We start from the raw sequence: 16,505 nt of genomic DNA, 5'->3' as shown, positions 1-16,505 counted from the left end.
GCGGGGGGGTGGCAAACGCCGCGGGTCTCACATTGACAGGGGCGCCCCGGCCCCCCGCGGCCGGGGGGGCGCCCCCCGGCCGGGGATGTAGCCCGACAGGTGCCCCAGCAGCCCTTCTCGTTCCCGAAAGCGGGCCTGCAAGTCGGCGACGGTGTGGATGCCCATTTCTGATAGGGATCCATCCAAGAACATGGCGGCATAGAATCCGGGCGCGTGGTGGCCCACTTCGGTAGGGATGTTCTTTTGGCCCAAGTACACCAAAGCGGCGTAGGCTTCCGCTTGGCTGGCAAAGCCGCCCGGGTGGCCCGAGGCTTTGCTGGCGGTCATCTGCAGCGTGAGATAGCGCAGCGCATCGGCATAGAGCAGGGTTTGGTAGGCGGCCATGCGACTGCCCGGATCCCGCAGCTTGCCGGTGGCAGCATCCACTGCAGGCTCCTGACCCAGGCGGTCGAATTCCGGCCAGGGATCGCCAAAGTAGCGGATCCCTTCGCAAAAGGCGGGGATTTGGGCGGTTGCCTCCTGAGCCAGCGTCATGGTCGAGCCTCACTCTTTGTCGGGTTACTCCTCACTTTAAACCTAATAGAGCCTCTTGGATGTTCTAAGCAGAACTCGTCTAACTGAGGCTACCCCTCTCGGCCCCCAAGTTGGTCAAGCGGTGGGTGGTGCGGCCCAACAGGCTGTTGGCAAGCTTTCGTCATCGATGACAGACGATCTGGACAAGTAAATCAAAAGGGTAGCCAAGATCCATCCTAGGGCAGAGGTTCGGTCGCGATGGCCCGTCCTCACCCTTACCTACAATATCTAGTGTCTCAAACCCTTTAATCACCTATTTTCCCACAATATACAGATGAAAATCTGCTGGCTATTGACCAGTTTCCCTTGTCCTTTACCTGGGAGGGATCGGTGCCCCTTTTTGGAAAGCTGTGGTACATTCGAGGGAGGCCAGAACTGAGCCTTTCCGAGAAGCAGGCTAGAGGCTTTTTGGAGCAAAGCAAAGGGCTGTACTGCAATGGCTTAAGTTTGTAGGGCTGTTGACTTTTTCTCGTCTTGATTGCCTGAGGTTCTCTGGTTTTGTTTGCCCAAGTCTTAGACTTGTGGGGGGTTGCTATTTTCTAGAGGATTTGCGATGGTTGCTAGCTGTTGTTGAGCATTACTTCTAATTGCTTCTTGCCTGTTGTCGATCCGCTTGCTCCCCAAGACCGACTGCTCCATGACAGACACTCGTCCTTGTGCCCCCTGTATCGTAGATAGCGGAATTTTGGTTAATAAGCGGGATATTTACCGTCTTCTGGCGGATCTGGGGCGGGTTCGCTACTTCGATATTGTCGATGGTCGGGTACGAAAGCAGGGGGAGGGCTATGTGATGGAGGTGTTTCAGGATGCAACGGCGGCTACCTTGGTGGCCAATCGCAGCCTTTATCTCAACCTAAACAGCTTTGACTACGCCTGCTTGCGGGATCCCTCCCCCTCGGAGGTGGCAGGCCTGGAGGGGGAACGGCCCAGTGTGGTGATCGATCTGGTTCAAGAGAGCCGCATCTTGCGTTTGGTGCCTTTGTCGGATCCGCTATCGGATCCTGCGCAGTTGTGGGCGGACACTCAGGCGTTGCGGGCGGCAGCAGCGGACGCTTTGGGGGCGGGTTGGAGCCTAGAAGAGGAAGACGGTTCTTCCGACCTGCTGGATTGAAAGGGCTCAAAAAAACGTGCCGCCAGGCCCATCTTCGCTCACTCTTGAGGTGACTGTTATTATTCACACTCCCACTGCCTAAAGGCAGGGGATTCTTACGCAGTCCAGGAACGGACTCGCAAGGGGGCTGTCAAGACGCTTCTAGACAGTTCCTTGGGGCAAAGCCCCAAAGTTCTGCCTACTTAGCAAGTTAGCTGAGACATCTCCTGGGCGCTTGCCCCTACTCGGGTTTTTCACCGTTTTGGGTGCTTGCCTAGGAAGGGCACGCCTCATCAACAATCACACCATTGGCGAGCAACTTGCTTACGGGCTTTTCCTCGCCGCACTAAAATACGGGGCTACCAAGCTATCCTTGCTGTGTCATTCAGGCCCCAGTTTTTGTTCATGAGGATCCACAGAGGTTTCCCCAGCCTCCTAGACATCGCCCATTGAGAATGGGTATGGGTGGCAGAGCCCAGGGCCAATCCTGCTCGGCAAATGGAGGCAACCGGTATGATCTGTCTGGGCTGTGGGGCTTTTGGGTTGGGAGGCAGTGTGAAGGATTTTCGGAAGCTTGGCGGCAGAACGTGGAGCTTGCGCCCGATCGGATCCCTGGTGGCGATGCTCTTGCTGCTGGCGCTCAAGGCTTGCGGGGGAAGTGGTGGTTCCTCTTCGGTAAGTGTCATTCCTACTCCCATTCCAACCATCGTTCCCACCTCTACTCCAGCTGTCGTCCTCACCCCTACCCCGACTGTTCTGCCTTCGCTGACGCCTACCTCTGTTCCCCAGTTCACGATCGACCTTCGCTTTCCCGACAACAGCCTCACTCCCAGTCAGCAAGCCATTGTCCGCAGCGCGGCCTTGAGATGGCAGCAGATCATTGTCGGGGACCAGCCAGATTTGCCCCCCACCTCTATTCAGGCCGACGCATGCAATCAGGGATTTCCCAGCACGCCGCTCAATTTCCCCATTGACGATCTGTTGGTAGAGGTGAGGGCGAGAGACCTAGGCAACGAGCGGGTTTTGGGGGGGGCGGCTCCTTGCTTTGTGCGGGCCTCGAATGGCTTGCCGTTCTATTCAATTGTGCTCTTCAACAGCCAAAACCTCTCGGCTTTGGAAGAGCGGGGGGATCTGCCCATTACTGCCCTGCACGAGTTGGGCCATGCGCTTGGCTTTTTGCCCAGCGTCTGGGATCCCAAGGGGCTGACGGTAGGGTTGGTGAGGCGGGATCAGCCGACGCCGCCGGGCTATGACCCCCGCTTTATCGGCCCGCGGGCAGTTGACGCTTTTATCACATTGGGGGGGAACGCCCCTTCTGTTCCTTTAGAGAATCAGTTTGGGGAGGGATCCCGCGATGCCCATTGGCGGGAGAGCGTCTTGGGCCGCGAGCTGATGACCAGCCGCCTCGACCGGGGGGTGCCCAACCCCTTGAGCATCCTCACGGTGGGAGCCATGGCGGATATCGGCTACGCGGTGAATCCGGCGGCAGCGGATGGCTTTGAGCTGGGGCGCAGCCGGCGCTTCTCGGAGCCGCTGGAGCTGCAGGAGCTGGAGTTGGCCCTGCCGCTGCGGCGGTTTGATGCCACCGGCAGGCAGGTATGGGATCCCTGAGTCGAAAAAAGCATATCTACCTATAGCCAAGCTGCCCGTTCTTAACAATAATGAATGGCCAGTTGCAGAACTTTACGACATCGGCAAACTCTTATATGGGCATCCTCAAAAAGCTGTTCGGCGGTCTTTTTTCCTTCTTTGGCATTCTCTTCGGCGGCCTCGTGGATTTTGTTACCGGCCCTTTTCGTCCGGCGCCTGCCCAATCCGCTCCAACCCAGTCCTCTAGCCCTGCGGCAACGGCTACGCCTGCCAAGCCCAAGGTGGTGGTTGAGAAGCCGTTTGTGCCCAACGAGATCCCGGCTCCGCGTCCTAACCGTCGCCCTGGGCCGGCTTTGGATGTGTTCCGGGCTATGGTTCAGGAGATCCCTTCGGCGCGGGCTTAGTCTGCCCATCTTCGGGAGCAGCTCGTAAGATGGAGGTGACACCGCTGGAGACTGCTCTCTATGTCCGATCTCTCTTTCTCAGAACAAGAACGGCTGAAACAGCTTGAGCGTGAACTGGAGCAAGCGGCGGCGGCCTCTGGGGATCCAGGAACATCCGTTGCGTCTCAGGGGAAAAGTGCCGTCCGAGCTTGGGTTGAGACTTGGGGGCGTCCACTGGTGACGGTCTTCGCCATTCTGGGCTGTATTCTTCTGGTCGGGCTGTTCTTCCGGGTTTTCGGCACCGTTCTCAGGTGGGCAGTGGTGGCGGGGCTGGGCTATCTGCTCTACGCCTGGGTGGTGGCACCGCGGCTGGGCCTTTCCACCGGAGCTAGGCCAAAGGCGGACGACAGGGATCTGGACCGCTTTTGATGGGCAGGGATCCCTGGCGGGCTTATGCCTACCTGGCGGCAGCTATCTTGGGCTGGGCCACGGCGGCCAGCGCCTTTAAGTTTGGCCTGCAACACCTTGCGCCAACGCTTTTGCTAATTTTTTCCGCGTGCAGCTCCTGCCTGATCTTGGGGATGGTTCTGGTGGCTACAGGGCGGGCGCATCTTGTCCGCCAGCAGAAGCGATCCCAGATTGCCTTGTCGGCGCTGCAGGGGCTACTTAACCCGCTTGGCTACTACGGGGTGCTGTTCCAGGCCTATGATCGCCTCTCGGCCCAGGCGGCGCTGGCTTTGAATTACACCTGGCCGCTGGTGCTGGCTCTTTTGGCGGTGCCGCTGTTGGGAGAGCGCTTTCGCTGGCGGCTGGTGTTGGCCTTGGGGGTGAGCCTGCTGGGGGTGGTGCTGGTGGCTACGGGGGGATCCTGGGGCACCTTGCAGGCGGGGGATCCCTGGGGGGTCCTGCTGGCGGTGGGCAGCTCTGGAATCTGGGCGCTCTACTGGCTGCTCAATGTGCGGGATGGGCGAGATGCGGTGCTGAAGCTGTTTATGGGGTTTCTCTTCGGCAGCCTCTATGGCCTGCTACTGCTGCCGTTTCAGGAGGTCTCTTGGACAGTTGCGGGGCTGGGTTGGGCGGCTTACATTGGTCTGGCGGAGATGGGGTTGACTTTTGTGTTTTGGCTGCGGGCCCTGGAGCTGGCCCACGAGCGCGGATCCCTGGCCAATTGGGTCTATGTAACGCCATTCTTGTCGCTGGGGCTGATTGGGGTGCTGTTGCGGGAGCCGATCGCGCCGGGATCGGTGCTGGGCCTGGGACTTATCTTGGCCGGCAACCTCTGGGGATCCCGGCGGGAAAAACCTCAGCCTGTTCTTTCTTAAGGCTATGGCGGTGAATCCCATTCCTCTCTATGTAGCGGCAACGGCCCACGGGTTTGGGCACGTCACCCGGCTGGCGGCGGTGGTGAACACTTTGCGGCGGCAGGATGCGCAGATCCTGCCCATTTGGGTGACGCCGGCCCCCGCCTGGCTGCTGCAGCGCTACGGGGAAGGGGAGTTTGTGCACCGGCCGCGGGGTTTGGATGTGGGGGTGGTGCAGCCGGATGGCTTGCAGGCGGATCTGCCGGCCACGCTGGCTGCTCTCAAGGCGTTTCAAGCGGGGGCTGCCGACCTCATCCGGGAGGAGGCCGAGTTCATTCGCAGCCAGGGGGTGCCGTTGATCCTGGCGGATGTGCCCCCCATCGCCACCGCCATTGCCGAGGCCGCCGGGATCCCCTGCTGGATGGCCAGCAACTTCGGCTGGGATTTTATCTACCAAGACTACGGCCCCCAGTTTCAGCCCTTGGTGGCCTGGATCCGCGAGCTGTACGGGCGGTGCCAGCGGCTGTTTCGCCTGCCCTTTGCCGAGCCCATGGGCGCCTTTCCCTGCCAAGAGGCAGTAGGGCTGACGGGGTCGGATCCGCGCTACTCAGGAGAGGAGGTGGCCCAGCGCCTGGGGCTAGAGCGAGAGCGACCCACGGTTTTGTTGACCTTTGGCGGGCTGGGGCTGCAGGGCTTGCCCTACGGGCGGCTGGAGGATTTTCCCGACTGGCAGTTTCTCACCTTTGACCAGCAGGCTCCTGCCTTGCCCAACCTGCGAGTCCTAGACGGTCAAGTGTGGCGGCCAGTGGATGTGATGCCCCTCTGCCGCTGGGTGGTGTCCAAGCCGGGCTATGGCACCTTGGCAGAGGCACTGCGCTGTGGCACGCCCATGGCCTGTGTCAACCGCTTTGGGTTTGCCGAGTCGCCCCTGTTGGTGGAGGGATTGCGGCGCTACGGATGGCACCGCATCCTCTCGCCGGAAGAGTTCTTTGCGGGATCCTGGGACTTCCTGCGGGATCCCCCCTACCCACCCCAGGCGTCGGAGAAGTTGGATCGGGGGGGCAATGAGGCCATTGCCGCTGCCATCGCGGCCTTCCTGAGGCAGTAGCATAGGGAGCAGCTTCTTGGAGCGGATCCCATGGCCGGCAGCACGACTGAGTCTTTGCGGCAACTCTACGAGGAACTGCCCTATCCCAACGTGCCCCTCGAGACGTCAGGCCGCAACGCCATCGACAGCCTGTACCGCCTGAGCTGGACGACGGCCCAATACGCCCGTACCCGCGCCATCCTGCCCAGCGAGGGGATCACCATCCTCAATGTCGGCTGTGGCTCTGGCTGGGAGACCTTGCTCTTGGCGGAGGCCAATCCAGGGGCGCGGCTGGTGGCCTGTGATCTGGCGCCAGAGTCAGTGCGAGCAGCCGAGCGGCGCCTGCGCTACCACGGGTTCGGGGAGGTGGAGCTCTACGCCCTAGACTTGTTGGAGGTCGAACGGCTCGGGTTGCAGTTTGACTTTATCAGCCTTAACGATGTGCTCTATTTGCTGGACGACCCGGTGGCTGGGCTAAAGGCCCTCAAGCGAGTGCTCAAGCCAAACGGGATCCTGCGGGCCAACCTACACCACGCCTACCAGCGGGAGGTGATCTTCCGCATGCAGGAGGCGTTCCAGCTGCTGGGCCTGTTTGAGCTGCCCACCCCCGAAGCTTGCCGGCGGGTGCGGGAGTTTATGGCCAGCCTGGCCTCCGACGAGCTGCGGGCTGCCCTGCACTGGGATCCCAAGATCTACAGCGACGACGCCGCCATCCGGGCCAACTACCTCTTGCCTGGGGACAAGGGATTTCTGATCCCAGACCTAATGCGCATGCTCCAAGAGGCAGAGCTGGGCTTGGTTTGCCTTGTGGACTACGCCGACTGGGATCCAGCGCTGCTGTTCAAAGACAGAGCCATGCCGGCTTGGCTAGAGGCGGAGCTGGACAAGCTCTCTCCCGCCGAGCAAAACCACCTCTACGAGCTGATCTGCCCCAACCACCGCCTCATCGACTTTTGGGCGGAGCACCCTGGCTCTTCCCTGGTCTTGCCCTGGAGCGACGCCGACTGGCTGGAGGGCAGGGTGCAGCTCAACCCCATCCTGATGGACAATGCCGAATTTCGCCGCAACTTCGCCCAGGCCTACGAAAAGAAGCTGGAGTTTACTATGAACTGGCCGGGGGCCAGCCGCGGCCGCCTCGCCATTCCGGCTCCCCAGATGGCCTGGCTGGGATCCCTCTTGCAGGGGCCAGTGGCGGTGGCCAGCTTGATCGAGCAGGCGGCCCAAGCCCATCAGATAGAACCGGAAGCGGCCCAGGAGCAGGTGCTCACCTACCTGGCGGGGCTGGAGTCGTTTCTGTTTGTGATGTTGGATCCCAGCCCAGCTTCTCTTGGCGCAGAAGGGGCTTGAAATGGCGGCAATCTGGGCCCCGCCTTGGGCGCGCAGGGGAGCGGATCCCTAGCGATCCACCAGGCGCAGCTCAAAGGTGAGGATGTTGGCGGCCAAAATTTCCAAGGCTCCCCCCTCGATGAGCTCGCGGCTGAGGGCAGCCCCGGAGCCACTTTGTTGGATCAATTCTCGGCTGCGGCGCATCGTCTCCTGGCGCTGGGGATCGTCCACGACCACCTGCCGCTGGTTGGAGAGGCTGAGGCGGTAGTAGTGGGGCAGCTCGCCGCGGGTGGCGTCAATGGCCAAGTTGGTTTCCTCGGGGGCGACGCGGAAGGGGGCGCGGGCGGTGAGGAGAGCCACCTGGATATCCTGATCCCGCCCGTCGAGGCCCTCTAGCTCGGAGATGTCGATCTGCAAGCGGAGGGTGTCGCGGTCGCGGCTGAGGCGCTCCACCCGCACCTGGTTGAAGCCGACGGCAAACTCCCGCTCCGGCTCGCCAAACCGCTGGATGGTGGACTGCAAGACCGACTCTTCGTTGAGGGGGGTAACCCGGATCAGGTAGTCCCAGTTCTGGACAAAAGCATACTCATTGGGCCCGACGCGGACATTGGGATCCACCAGATTGGCGGTGGGGCCGGGGCTGCCGGCCCGGCTGAGGGCCACCAGGTACCAGTAGTTGGGGCTGATGGGCAAGCCCATGGTCATGCGCACTTCCAACACCGGCCGCGCCCAAGCGGCAGCCGCCGTGAGGGCTGTGATGGCTGCTGCCCCGAGGCAGCTCCACAGCCAGTGCTGAGGACGAAGCTGAAGCTGCGGTGGGCGAAACCAGGTTACGGCCACAGTTCTCATGTCAGCTTTTTTAACCCCGGCAACTCGCCTTCGCGCCAGGCAACAAAAGACCCGCTGCTTGCGCGACAACTTTGGAACAGTCTAGCCGAAGATGGCCGTTGTCCGGCCAGTTGGGGCTCTGGATCCCGAAGCTGGGCTTTTGGCTAAGCCTACACAGAGGGATAGCTTGGTAGCCTCGCACTTTAGCGCGGGGCGGAAAAGCCCGAGAGCGACTTTAGTCGCTTACCAATGATGTGGGTCATTGATATAGTTTTGAATTACCTCAGCGCTAGCATTCCCCGCAGTACAGAAAAAATAACTTCTGCTCCAAAGGCTAGGTAGTTTTCGCAGGTTAGGAAACTTCTGCCTTAAATATTTGGAAGCTCTACCTTTGAATGCTTTTACCACAAGATGAATTGGGTCGGTAGGCTTAATCTCAAGAAACAGGTGGACATGGTCTGGAGCTATTTCAATCGCTCTCACATGCCAACCCTTCTCGCTAGACAGCTCCTGCCATAGCTCAAACAACCTGTTCCTGACTTCTCCTACCAAGACCTTTTTCCTTCTCTTTGGGCAAAAAACGAGGCGAACAACCGCTAGCCCCACAGCATGGTTGTAGTGATTGTACCGTTGGCTTCCCTCTCGCATTGTTGCTTACTTATGTTAGACTGCAGTTATCATGCCACTTACCAACAAGTATGGGGTACGGCTGTCAGCAGGTTCTCGTCAGGGACAGGGAGCTACTCCCCGTATTAGAGTACTTGTGTCAACAGTCTAATAAGGTGTACAACTGCGCTTTGTACTATGCGCGACAAGTCTATTTCAAAACAAAGCGATTGGCAAGCTATGGTGAGCTTTGCGCTGAAATGGTGAGAACCAAAAACAAGCACTTTATCGCAATGTATGTTTCCGCCGCACAACAGACGTGTAAGTCTGTAGCTGAGGCACTAATAAGTAGTTTTAAGACAAAGCTGAAACTTTTCTTGCAAGAAGAGATTAGCTTAAGACCAAACCTACCGCGCTACCGTAAGAAGGGAATGTTCACGGTAGCATACCCGAAGAAGTGGCTTAAGTTCCAAGAAGGAAGAGTCAGAGTGCCACTCGGCAACCAGGTCAAAGCTTGGTTTGGGATAGACGCTTTCTGGATACGATTTCCTACCAACTTAGATTGGAAAAATATTAAGGAGCTAAGAATTCTGCCCAGGCATGGGGTGTTCTACTTGGAGTGGATCTATGCTAAGCCCGCTCAACCGCAATCGCTGGATCCAAAAAAGGTACTAGCAATTGACCACGGAGTAAACAACTGGCTTACGTGCGTTAGCAACTTAGGGCATAGCTTCATCATTGACGGACGCAAAGTCAAATCCTTTAACCAGTGGTACAACAAGGAGGTGGCTAGGCTTAAGACTGACAAGCCGCAGGGGTTTTGGTCGCAGAAACTTGAGCGAATTACGGAAAAAAGAAGCCGGAGGATGCGAGATGCAATTCACAAAGCTGCGCGCAAGGTCATTGACTTCTGTTTGCACCACTCGATTGGGAGAATCATCTTTGGTTGGAACAAAGAACAAAAGCAAGAATGCGGTTTAGTTTTAATTCCAACAGGTTGGTTAAAGGAGCGTATTGCGGAATTATGTCAGCACTATGGCATTGAGTTTATCGAGGCGGAGGAGGTGTACAGTTCGCAGGCGAGCTTCCTAGATGGAGATGAGCTACCTAATTATGGTGAAAAACCCGACGGGTGGAGACCCTCTGGAAAGCGTGTCAAGCGGGGCCTGTACCAAACGGCAAAGGGGTGGTTGGTCAACGCTGAGGCAAATGCTGCCGCCAACCTGCTTAAGAAAGTCAGCAGAACCTTGGGGCTTTGCCTTAAGGAACTGTCTAGAGGCGCTTTGACAACGCCGTTACGGGTCCTTCTGTGGACTGCGTAAGAATCCCCCGCCTTCAGGCGGCGGGAGTGTCAACTTAGTTCTGGATTGGGAAGGATGGCCAGCGCTTTTGCACAGGCACAGGAAGGCACAGGCTCATTACCTTGGTTGGTTGAGCCAATGCAGATGGGGGATCCCTCTGTTTGGGTGCTCGTTGGGGGAGCAGGTTGAGGATGCGATTGCGAACAGTTCTGCCGCTGTTGGGTTTTTCTTTGCTCCTGGCTGCCTGTCGGCCCGGCGGGCCCCCTCGCGGCATGGAGAGTGGAGAAGGCCAGCCGACACCGGTGGCCATCGGCGCCGTGGAAGAACGGCTCATTCAGGAGACGTCGGAGTTCATCGCCAGCCTCGGATCCCAGCAGGTGGCCAGTATTCGGCCCCAGGTGAGCGGCCAGGTGACCCAGGTGTTCGTGCGGCTGGGATCCCAGGTTTCTGCCGGGGCGCCTCTGTTTGCCATCGACAGCCGGCAACAACAGGCGGCGGTGGCCGGCCAAGCGGCCGGGATCGCGGCGGCTCAGGCCAACCTGGAGAGCAGCCGAGCCGTGCTCAGCCAATTGCGGGCGGATCGCCTGCGGCTGGAGGCAGCGGCGGAGTTCGCCCGGGATCAACACCAGCGCAACCTGCGCCTCTTGGCCGAGGGGGCCATCAGCCAGGCGCAAGTGGATCAGTCCAGCCGCGATCTGCGCCAGGCGGAGGCGGCCTTGGCGGCGCAACAGGAGCAGATCCGGGCCCAAGAGGCGGCCATTGTGCGGGCAGAGCGGGAGGTGGAGCGGGCCCGGGCCGAGGCGGAGCGGCAGCAGGTGCAATTGCAGTTTTTCCAGGTCACGGCTCCCTTTGCCGGTATTGTCGGGGAAGTGTTGGTGCGGCAGGGGGACTATGTGACGCCCCAGACGGTTTTGACCACCCTGACCCAAACCCAGGCGCTGGAGCTGAACCTGAATATCCCGCTGCAGCAGGCCCCCCGCCTGCGCATCGGCACACCGGTGCAGATCTTGGACAGCCGCGGCGAGGTGATCGGCACCAGCCAAATCTCTTTCATCGCGCCTGAAGCCGATGCCAGCACGCAATCGGTGCTGGCCAAGGCCCTGCTGGAGAACCCCGCCGGCCAGTTGCGCAAGGCCTACGGCCCGCTGGTGCGACCAGCCCAGTTTGTGCGAACCCGCATCCTCTGGGAGGAGCGGCCAGCTTTGCTGGTGCCGGCAACGGCGGTAGCCCGTCTGGGCGCCCAAACCTTTGTCTACACGGTGCAGACGACAGAGCCACCTGAGGAGGGCAAGCCCCCCGGGGCGGTGGCGGTGCAAAGGCCGGTGCGGCTGGGATCCCTCTACGGCAACAGCTACGAGGTGCTGGAGGGGCTGAAGGCCAACGAGCCGATTGTGCTGAGCGGCCTGCAAAAAATCCGCGATGGCGCCCCGATTGTCGATGAGGTGCTTTTGCAGCAGAGGATGCAAGGGGAGGGGAGACCGCCTGGATCCCCGCCCTAGATTTGTCCTCTTGAGCGGTTTCCCAACTTGGTCATCCCCTTCTACTCCTTACGCGGATCCCTGGCCTATGTTTGTCGACTTTTTCATTCGCCGTCCTGTTTTTGCCAGCGTCTGCTCCATCATCATTGTGCTGGTGGGAGCGGTGAGCATTCCCCTATTGCCGGTGGACTACTACCCGCAGGTGGCGCCGCCGGCGGTGAGGGTGACCGCCGTTTACCCTGGAGCCGATGCCGAGACGGTGGAGACGGCGGTAACCAATGTGCTGGAGCAGGAGATCAACGGCGTCGAGGGCATCCGCTACATCTCTTCGGTGAGCAGCAGCAACGGCACCAGCCAGATCACCGTCACTTTCAGCCCGGATCGGGATCTGGACACGGCGGCTGTGGATGTGCAAAACCGGGTGGCACGGGTGCAGGCGCGGCTGCCGGCAGAGGTGATCCAAAACGGCCTTAGTGTAGAAAAGGCCGGCGATAGCGCTTTTGTGCAGGTGGTGGCGCTGCGCTCAGAGGCAGGGGAATACGACGAGCTGTTTGTGAGCAACTACGCCGAGCTGTTCGTGCGCGATGCCCTGCGGCGCATTCGCGGCGTCAGCGATGTCATCGTCTTCGGGGAGCGCACCTATGCCATGCGCATCTGGCTGGATCCGACGCGGCTGGCCGGCTATGGGCTGACGGCGCTGGATGTGGTGAACGCCGTGCGCCAGCAAAACATCCAGGTGCCTGCCGGACAGATCGGCAGCCAGCCCAGCCCCCCGGATCAGGAGGTTCAGATCAGCGTCCAGGCCACGGGGCGGCTGTCGCAGCCGGAGGAGTTTGCCCAAATTGTGCTCAAAGCCAGCCCCGACGGCAGCTTGGTGCGCATTGCCGACGTGGGTCGGGTGGAGCTGGGGGCCCAAAGTTACGATACGTTCTTCCGCATCGGCGGCCAGGAGGCGGTGGGGATCGCCATCACCAAGCAGCCGGATGCCAACGCCTTGGAGGTGTCGCGGCAGGTGCGGCAGACGTTGGCGGAGCTCTCCCGTAGCTTCCCGCCCGGCTTGATCTACGAGATCGCCTTCGACGCCACGCTGTTTATTACGGAGTCGGTGCAGGAGGTGATCTTCACCCTGCTGCAGGCTATTGTCCTGGTGGTGCTGGTGCTGTTTATCTTTTTGCAGGATTGGCGCATCACTCTCATCCCCACTGTCACGATCCCGGTGGCGCTGCTGGGGACGTTTGCGTTTGTGCGCCTGTTCGGCTTTTCCATCAACACCCTGACCATGTTCGGCCTCACCTTGGCCACCGGCCTGGTGGTGGACGACACCATCGTGGTGGTGGAGAACATCTCCCGCTACATCCGCGACCGCGGCATGCGGCCTCTGCAGGGGGCCTCGGCGGGGATGAACGAGGTCCTGGGGGCGGTGATCGCCACGACGCTGGTGCTGTTGGGCCTGTTTGTGCCAATCGCGTTCTTTCCCGGCACCAGTGGCCGCATCTACCGGCAGTTTGCCGTCACCATTGCCGTATCGGTTTCGCTGTCTACCTTCAATGCCATTACCCTGGCTCCGGCGTTGTCGGCGCTGCTGATCCGCCCCCGTTCGGAGCAGATGTTTTGGCTGTTGCGCTGGTTTGACCGGGCCGTGGAAGGGATCCGCGCCGCCTATCGTCGGTTCCTGGAGCTGGTGGTGAAGCTGCGGCTGCTGGTGGTGGCGGGGTTTGTCGCCTGTCTGGGCCTCACCTACTGGCTGTTCCAGGTCGTGCCGACCGGGTTTGTGCCGGATGAGGATCAGGGCTTTTTCATCACCATCATCCAGGGGCCGCCGGGGGTTTCTCTCAATTACACCGACCGGGTCATCCGGCAGGCCAGCGCCATTTTGGACGGGATCCCGGAAATCGAAAACCAGGTGATCGTGGGGGGGTTCAGCTTTACCGGGCCCTCGCCGGGGAACGGGTTAATCTTCGCCACCCTCAAGCCCTGGGACGAGCGGCGGCGACCGGAACAATCGGCGCAGGCGATTGTCAACCGGCTGTTCGGGCCCTTTTTGGGCGGGATCAGCCGCTCGTTGGTGATCCCGATTTTGCCGCCAGCCATTCCCGATTTGGGGGTTACGGGCGGGTTCACCTTCCAGCTCCAGGATCGGGGGGTGAACGATTTCAACCTGCTGCAGCAGACGGCCAACACGCTTTTCTTCGTGGGCAACGCGCCGCCCCCGCCGGGCCAACCCCCCCTGGGCGTGCGGATTAACCCGCCCACCTTCAACGCCAACTCCCCCCGGTTGCAGGTCAAGGTGGATCGGGACATGGCCCAGGTGCTGGGGATCCCGCTGGCCGAGGTCTTCGGCACGCTGCAGACCCTGTTGGGGGGCACCTATGTCAACGATTTCGACCTGTTCAACCGCAACTACCGGGTCTATGTGCAGGCGGATCAGGCTTTCCGGGGCAGCCCCGAACGTATCGGCCAGTTCTACGTGCGCAGTGGGCAGGGGCAGCTTTTGCCCTTGAGCACCCTGGTTCAGGTGGAGGAGACCACCGGCCCTGCAATCATCAACCACTTCAACCTCTTCCGCTCGGCGGAGATCCAGGGCAGCCCGCTGCCGGGCTTCAGCTCAGGGCAAGCCATTCGGGCTATGGAAAGTCTGGCTGCCCGCTTGCTGCCGCAGGGGTTTGGCTTCGAGTGGTCGGGCCTGTCCTTGGAAGAGATCGAGTCGGGGGGACAGGCGCCGCTGATCTTCGCTTTGGGGTCGGTGTTCGTCTTCCTGGTGCTGGCGGCCCAATTTGAGAGCTATGTGGATCCCTTGATCATTCTGCTGGCGGTGCCGCTGGCGGTTCTGGGGGCGCTCTCGGCCCAACTGCTGCGGGGCCTGGCCAACGACATCTTTTGCCAGGTGGGGCTGGTGATGTTGATCGGTCTGGCCAGCAAGAACTCGATCTTGATCGTGGAGTTTGCCAACCAACTGGTTGCCCAGGGGATCCCGCTGGTCAAGGCCGCGATCCAGGCGGCGGAGACCCGTTTCCGCGCCATCCTCATGACGGCCCTGAGCACGATCCTGGGGATTTTCCCGCTGGCCGTGGCCAGTGGCGCCGGGGCTGCCAGCCGCCAGTCTCTGGGCACGGCTGTTATCGGCGGTATGTTCGTCTCGACCCTGCTCAGCCTGCTGGTGGTGCCGGTGCTCTATGTCGTGATCAAGAGAATCCAGGCGCGAGTTTTGGGGAGCGAATCCCGTGGGGATCTGGCCCATCTGCCGCCGCCGGAGGATCCCAAGGGTCTGTTGCCGGAAGAATCGACTTGATTGCAGGGCAAAACCTATGGCTGTGGATTCCAGCTTTTTCCAGCGACAGGGTTGGTAGGCCAACCACGCTGAAAGAGCGCCCAGCCACCCTCTTGCAGGAGCGGTGCAGAGTGCTGTCTTTCCCTCTTCTGCTTACGCAAGCGGCAGTCGGCCAAGTACAACAGGTCAGCTAACCAGAAGATTCACCCGATGGTGGCTGGGGGGCGGGCGGCGCTGCAGGAAGGGAGCCGCAGCTCACCGCTACAGGACTTTCAGGATGAGTGACGGTGGAGTCCGAAAAGGCCATACTGCAGTCTCGCTCCTCGGCCAGGAAAACAGACGGCAGCAGTCACCCTTTTTGTCAGCCGAAGGCCTTGTCTTGGAGCAGCTCCGGGTCAGCGTCGCCAGATACTCTCTCCCAAAACTGCGCCAAGTGCTGCAGGCCCACAAACCCCAACTGCCAGAGGATCAAGGCCAGGGGGCCGTGCTGCTGCCGCTGGATCTTCAGGGCCAAGGCCAGTTGTTTGGGCTTGAGGAGCTGTTGCTGCTCGGCAAAGCGGCAGAACTGCCGATCCCATTGGCTGAGGGCTTGCAAATCCGGCACAGTCAGTTCCATAGGTCTGGCTTGGGTGTAACTGGACGCTGGATCCCCTACTGTGGATCTCTTCTTTAGGGTACGCGTCTCCCTCAGCTCTCCCAAGGCGGCTCAGGGCAGAGGGCACTGAGCTTTGCCGCAGAGCTGACTTACAAGCGCTGTTGGGATAGCCCCTAGCTCCAGGGATCGTCATCGAAGGGGCTGTCCGACCAGTAGCCGCCCGACTGGGGTGGAGGAGGCTGTTGGGGTGGTGGGTAGCCGATGGGAGTAGAGGGCGGCGGCGTGGGGATGGGAGTTGGCTTTTCCATATCCTCAAGCCGCGGCAGGTCGGCGGGTTTGGGCTCAACACCGAGGCTCCTCAGCTTGGCCTGAGCTTCCTGTATCTGGGCGTTCAGCTCTTCCAAGTACGCCCGGTAGTGGTTGGCGGCTTCTAGGTATTGCTTGGCTTTGCGCTCGTTATCTTTGATGACGGCCTCTAGCTCTTTGTTGCGAACGGTGTAATCGGCCTCTTGGTTGGTGAGGTTTTCGATGGCCTGGTTGAGCACAGCCCGCCGGCGCTCCAGTTGGGCCACGATCTCCGACAGTTGCCGTTCCCGCTCGCTGAGGCTGCGCTCGCGGTTTTGCGTTTGCTCCAGTTGAAAGGCGGCCTGGCTCAGTTGTTCACGTAGGTACATCACTTGGGGTTCAGTCTCGTTGCGCTCCTGCTGCAACTCGAAGACCCGCGCTTCTAAGTTGTCTTTTTCCTGCTGCAGCACTTCCCGCTCGTTCAAAAGACGGGTGTAGAGCTGGTTGAGGAAGTCCACCTCCATCACCACCTGGCTGAGCTGGGTGGCGTATTCCCCAACCAATGCCAACTCCCGCGCGAGGTTTTGGGTTTCGCTGGTGGCTTGCTCGGTGAAAAACTGGGGAAGCTGGGTGGTTTCTCTGAGGCGTTGGGTGAACTGTTTAAAGCGGAAGGAAAAGTTGCTCGCCATTGCCGGTGCGGTAGCCTCGAAGATCAGGAGAACGCCGATGGTCAGACAACAGTCTGGATCCCATCCACTCTAGCATCGAGCTGCAGTTTCTTTGGGGTAGAAATC

14 protein-coding genes and 1 pseudogene are annotated in these 16,505 nt (G+C 60.4%); 10 read left to right on the top strand and 5 right to left on the bottom strand.

Annotated features, from left to right (window positions below; all coding sequences use genetic code 11):
- Positions 1 to 30 precede the first annotated feature (30 nt).
- Positions 31 to 534 (bottom strand): annotated as a pseudogene (locus NW848_RS02075) (phosphoketolase); the annotation flags it as partial.
- 676 nt (positions 535 to 1,210) lie between these two features.
- On the opposite strand from NW848_RS02075, the gene NW848_RS02070 reads away from it, so the two are divergent.
- From NW848_RS02070 to NW848_RS02040, 7 genes are all read left to right on the top strand, one after another.
- A complete protein-coding gene (locus NW848_RS02070) occupies positions 1,211 to 1,684 on the top strand; it encodes a hypothetical protein (protein ID WP_041438812.1) in 474 nt (157 codons plus the stop codon).
- A gap of 534 nt (positions 1,685 to 2,218) precedes the next feature.
- Complete coding sequence (locus NW848_RS02065; RefSeq protein WP_414403017.1) at positions 2,219 to 3,274, top strand: leishmanolysin-related zinc metalloendopeptidase; 1,056 nt, start codon at positions 2,219 to 2,221, stop codon at positions 3,272 to 3,274.
- Positions 3,275 to 3,369: 95 nt separating this feature from the next.
- Positions 3,370 to 3,657 (top strand): hypothetical protein, encoded by a 288-nt coding sequence (locus tag NW848_RS02060; RefSeq protein WP_414403018.1) that lies wholly within the window; start codon positions 3,370 to 3,372, stop codon positions 3,655 to 3,657.
- 60 nt (positions 3,658 to 3,717) lie between these two features.
- Entirely contained in the window at positions 3,718 to 4,065 is a 348-nt protein-coding gene (locus NW848_RS02055) for a hypothetical protein (RefSeq protein WP_099812476.1), read from the top strand.
- Positions 4,065 to 4,958, top strand: coding sequence for a DMT family transporter (locus tag NW848_RS02050; RefSeq protein ID WP_414508708.1), 894 nt, complete (start codon positions 4,065 to 4,067; stop codon positions 4,956 to 4,958). The genes NW848_RS02055 and NW848_RS02050 overlap by 1 nt, the downstream gene beginning before the upstream one ends.
- A 4-nt stretch (positions 4,959 to 4,962) precedes the next feature.
- The gene (locus tag NW848_RS02045) at positions 4,963 to 6,045 is read left to right on the top strand and encodes a glycosyl transferase (protein WP_414508707.1); all 1,083 of its coding nucleotides are present in this window, start codon (positions 4,963 to 4,965) and stop codon (positions 6,043 to 6,045) included.
- Between the two features lie 30 nt (positions 6,046 to 6,075).
- Positions 6,076 to 7,371, top strand: a complete 1,296-nt coding sequence (locus NW848_RS02040; RefSeq protein ID WP_414508706.1) for a class I SAM-dependent methyltransferase — start codon at positions 6,076 to 6,078, stop codon at positions 7,369 to 7,371.
- A 48-nt stretch (positions 7,372 to 7,419) separates the two neighbouring features.
- On the opposite strand, the gene NW848_RS02035 is transcribed toward NW848_RS02040, so the two are convergent.
- Together NW848_RS02035 and tnpA are read right to left on the bottom strand one after the other, a co-directional pair.
- A complete protein-coding gene (locus tag NW848_RS02035; protein WP_041438081.1) occupies positions 7,420 to 8,199 on the bottom strand; it encodes a hypothetical protein in 780 nt (259 codons plus the stop codon).
- 222 nt (positions 8,200 to 8,421) lie between these two features.
- The gene (tnpA, locus tag NW848_RS02030) at positions 8,422 to 8,826 is read right to left on the bottom strand and encodes an IS200/IS605-like element ISSoc6 family transposase (RefSeq protein WP_011429345.1); all 405 of its coding nucleotides are present in this window, start codon (positions 8,824 to 8,826) and stop codon (positions 8,422 to 8,424) included.
- A gap of 50 nt (positions 8,827 to 8,876) precedes the next feature.
- Here tnpA and NW848_RS02025 point away from each other — a divergent pair, with 50 nt between their 5' ends.
- From NW848_RS02025 to NW848_RS02015, 3 genes are all read left to right on the top strand, one after another.
- Positions 8,877 to 10,106: an RNA-guided endonuclease InsQ/TnpB family protein gene (locus tag NW848_RS02025; RefSeq protein WP_414402322.1), complete on the top strand. Its 1,230-nt coding sequence runs from the start codon at positions 8,877 to 8,879 to the stop codon at positions 10,104 to 10,106.
- A 170-nt stretch (positions 10,107 to 10,276) separates the two neighbouring features.
- Entirely contained in the window at positions 10,277 to 11,584 is a 1,308-nt protein-coding gene (locus NW848_RS02020; RefSeq protein ID WP_099812481.1) for an efflux RND transporter periplasmic adaptor subunit, read from the top strand.
- A gap of 67 nt (positions 11,585 to 11,651) precedes the next feature.
- Entirely contained in the window at positions 11,652 to 14,852 is a 3,201-nt protein-coding gene (locus tag NW848_RS02015) for an efflux RND transporter permease subunit (RefSeq protein ID WP_414388759.1), read from the top strand.
- 340 nt (positions 14,853 to 15,192) lie between these two features.
- Here NW848_RS02015 and NW848_RS02010 read toward each other — a convergent pair whose 3' ends face one another.
- Both NW848_RS02010 and NW848_RS02005 read right to left on the bottom strand, forming a co-directional pair.
- Positions 15,193 to 15,447: a DUF2949 domain-containing protein gene (locus tag NW848_RS02010; RefSeq protein WP_041438079.1), complete on the bottom strand. Its 255-nt coding sequence runs from the start codon at positions 15,445 to 15,447 to the stop codon at positions 15,193 to 15,195.
- 152 nt (positions 15,448 to 15,599) lie between these two features.
- The gene (locus tag NW848_RS02005; RefSeq protein WP_011429340.1) at positions 15,600 to 16,400 is read right to left on the bottom strand and encodes a hypothetical protein; all 801 of its coding nucleotides are present in this window, start codon (positions 16,398 to 16,400) and stop codon (positions 15,600 to 15,602) included.
- Between the last annotated feature and the right edge of the window lie 105 nt (positions 16,401 to 16,505).

The sequence above is a fragment of the Synechococcus sp. RC10A2 genome (assembly GCF_047502605.1).
The sequence above is the reverse complement of the archived record's forward strand: the minus strand, read 5'-3'. Positions and strand labels throughout refer to the sequence as shown.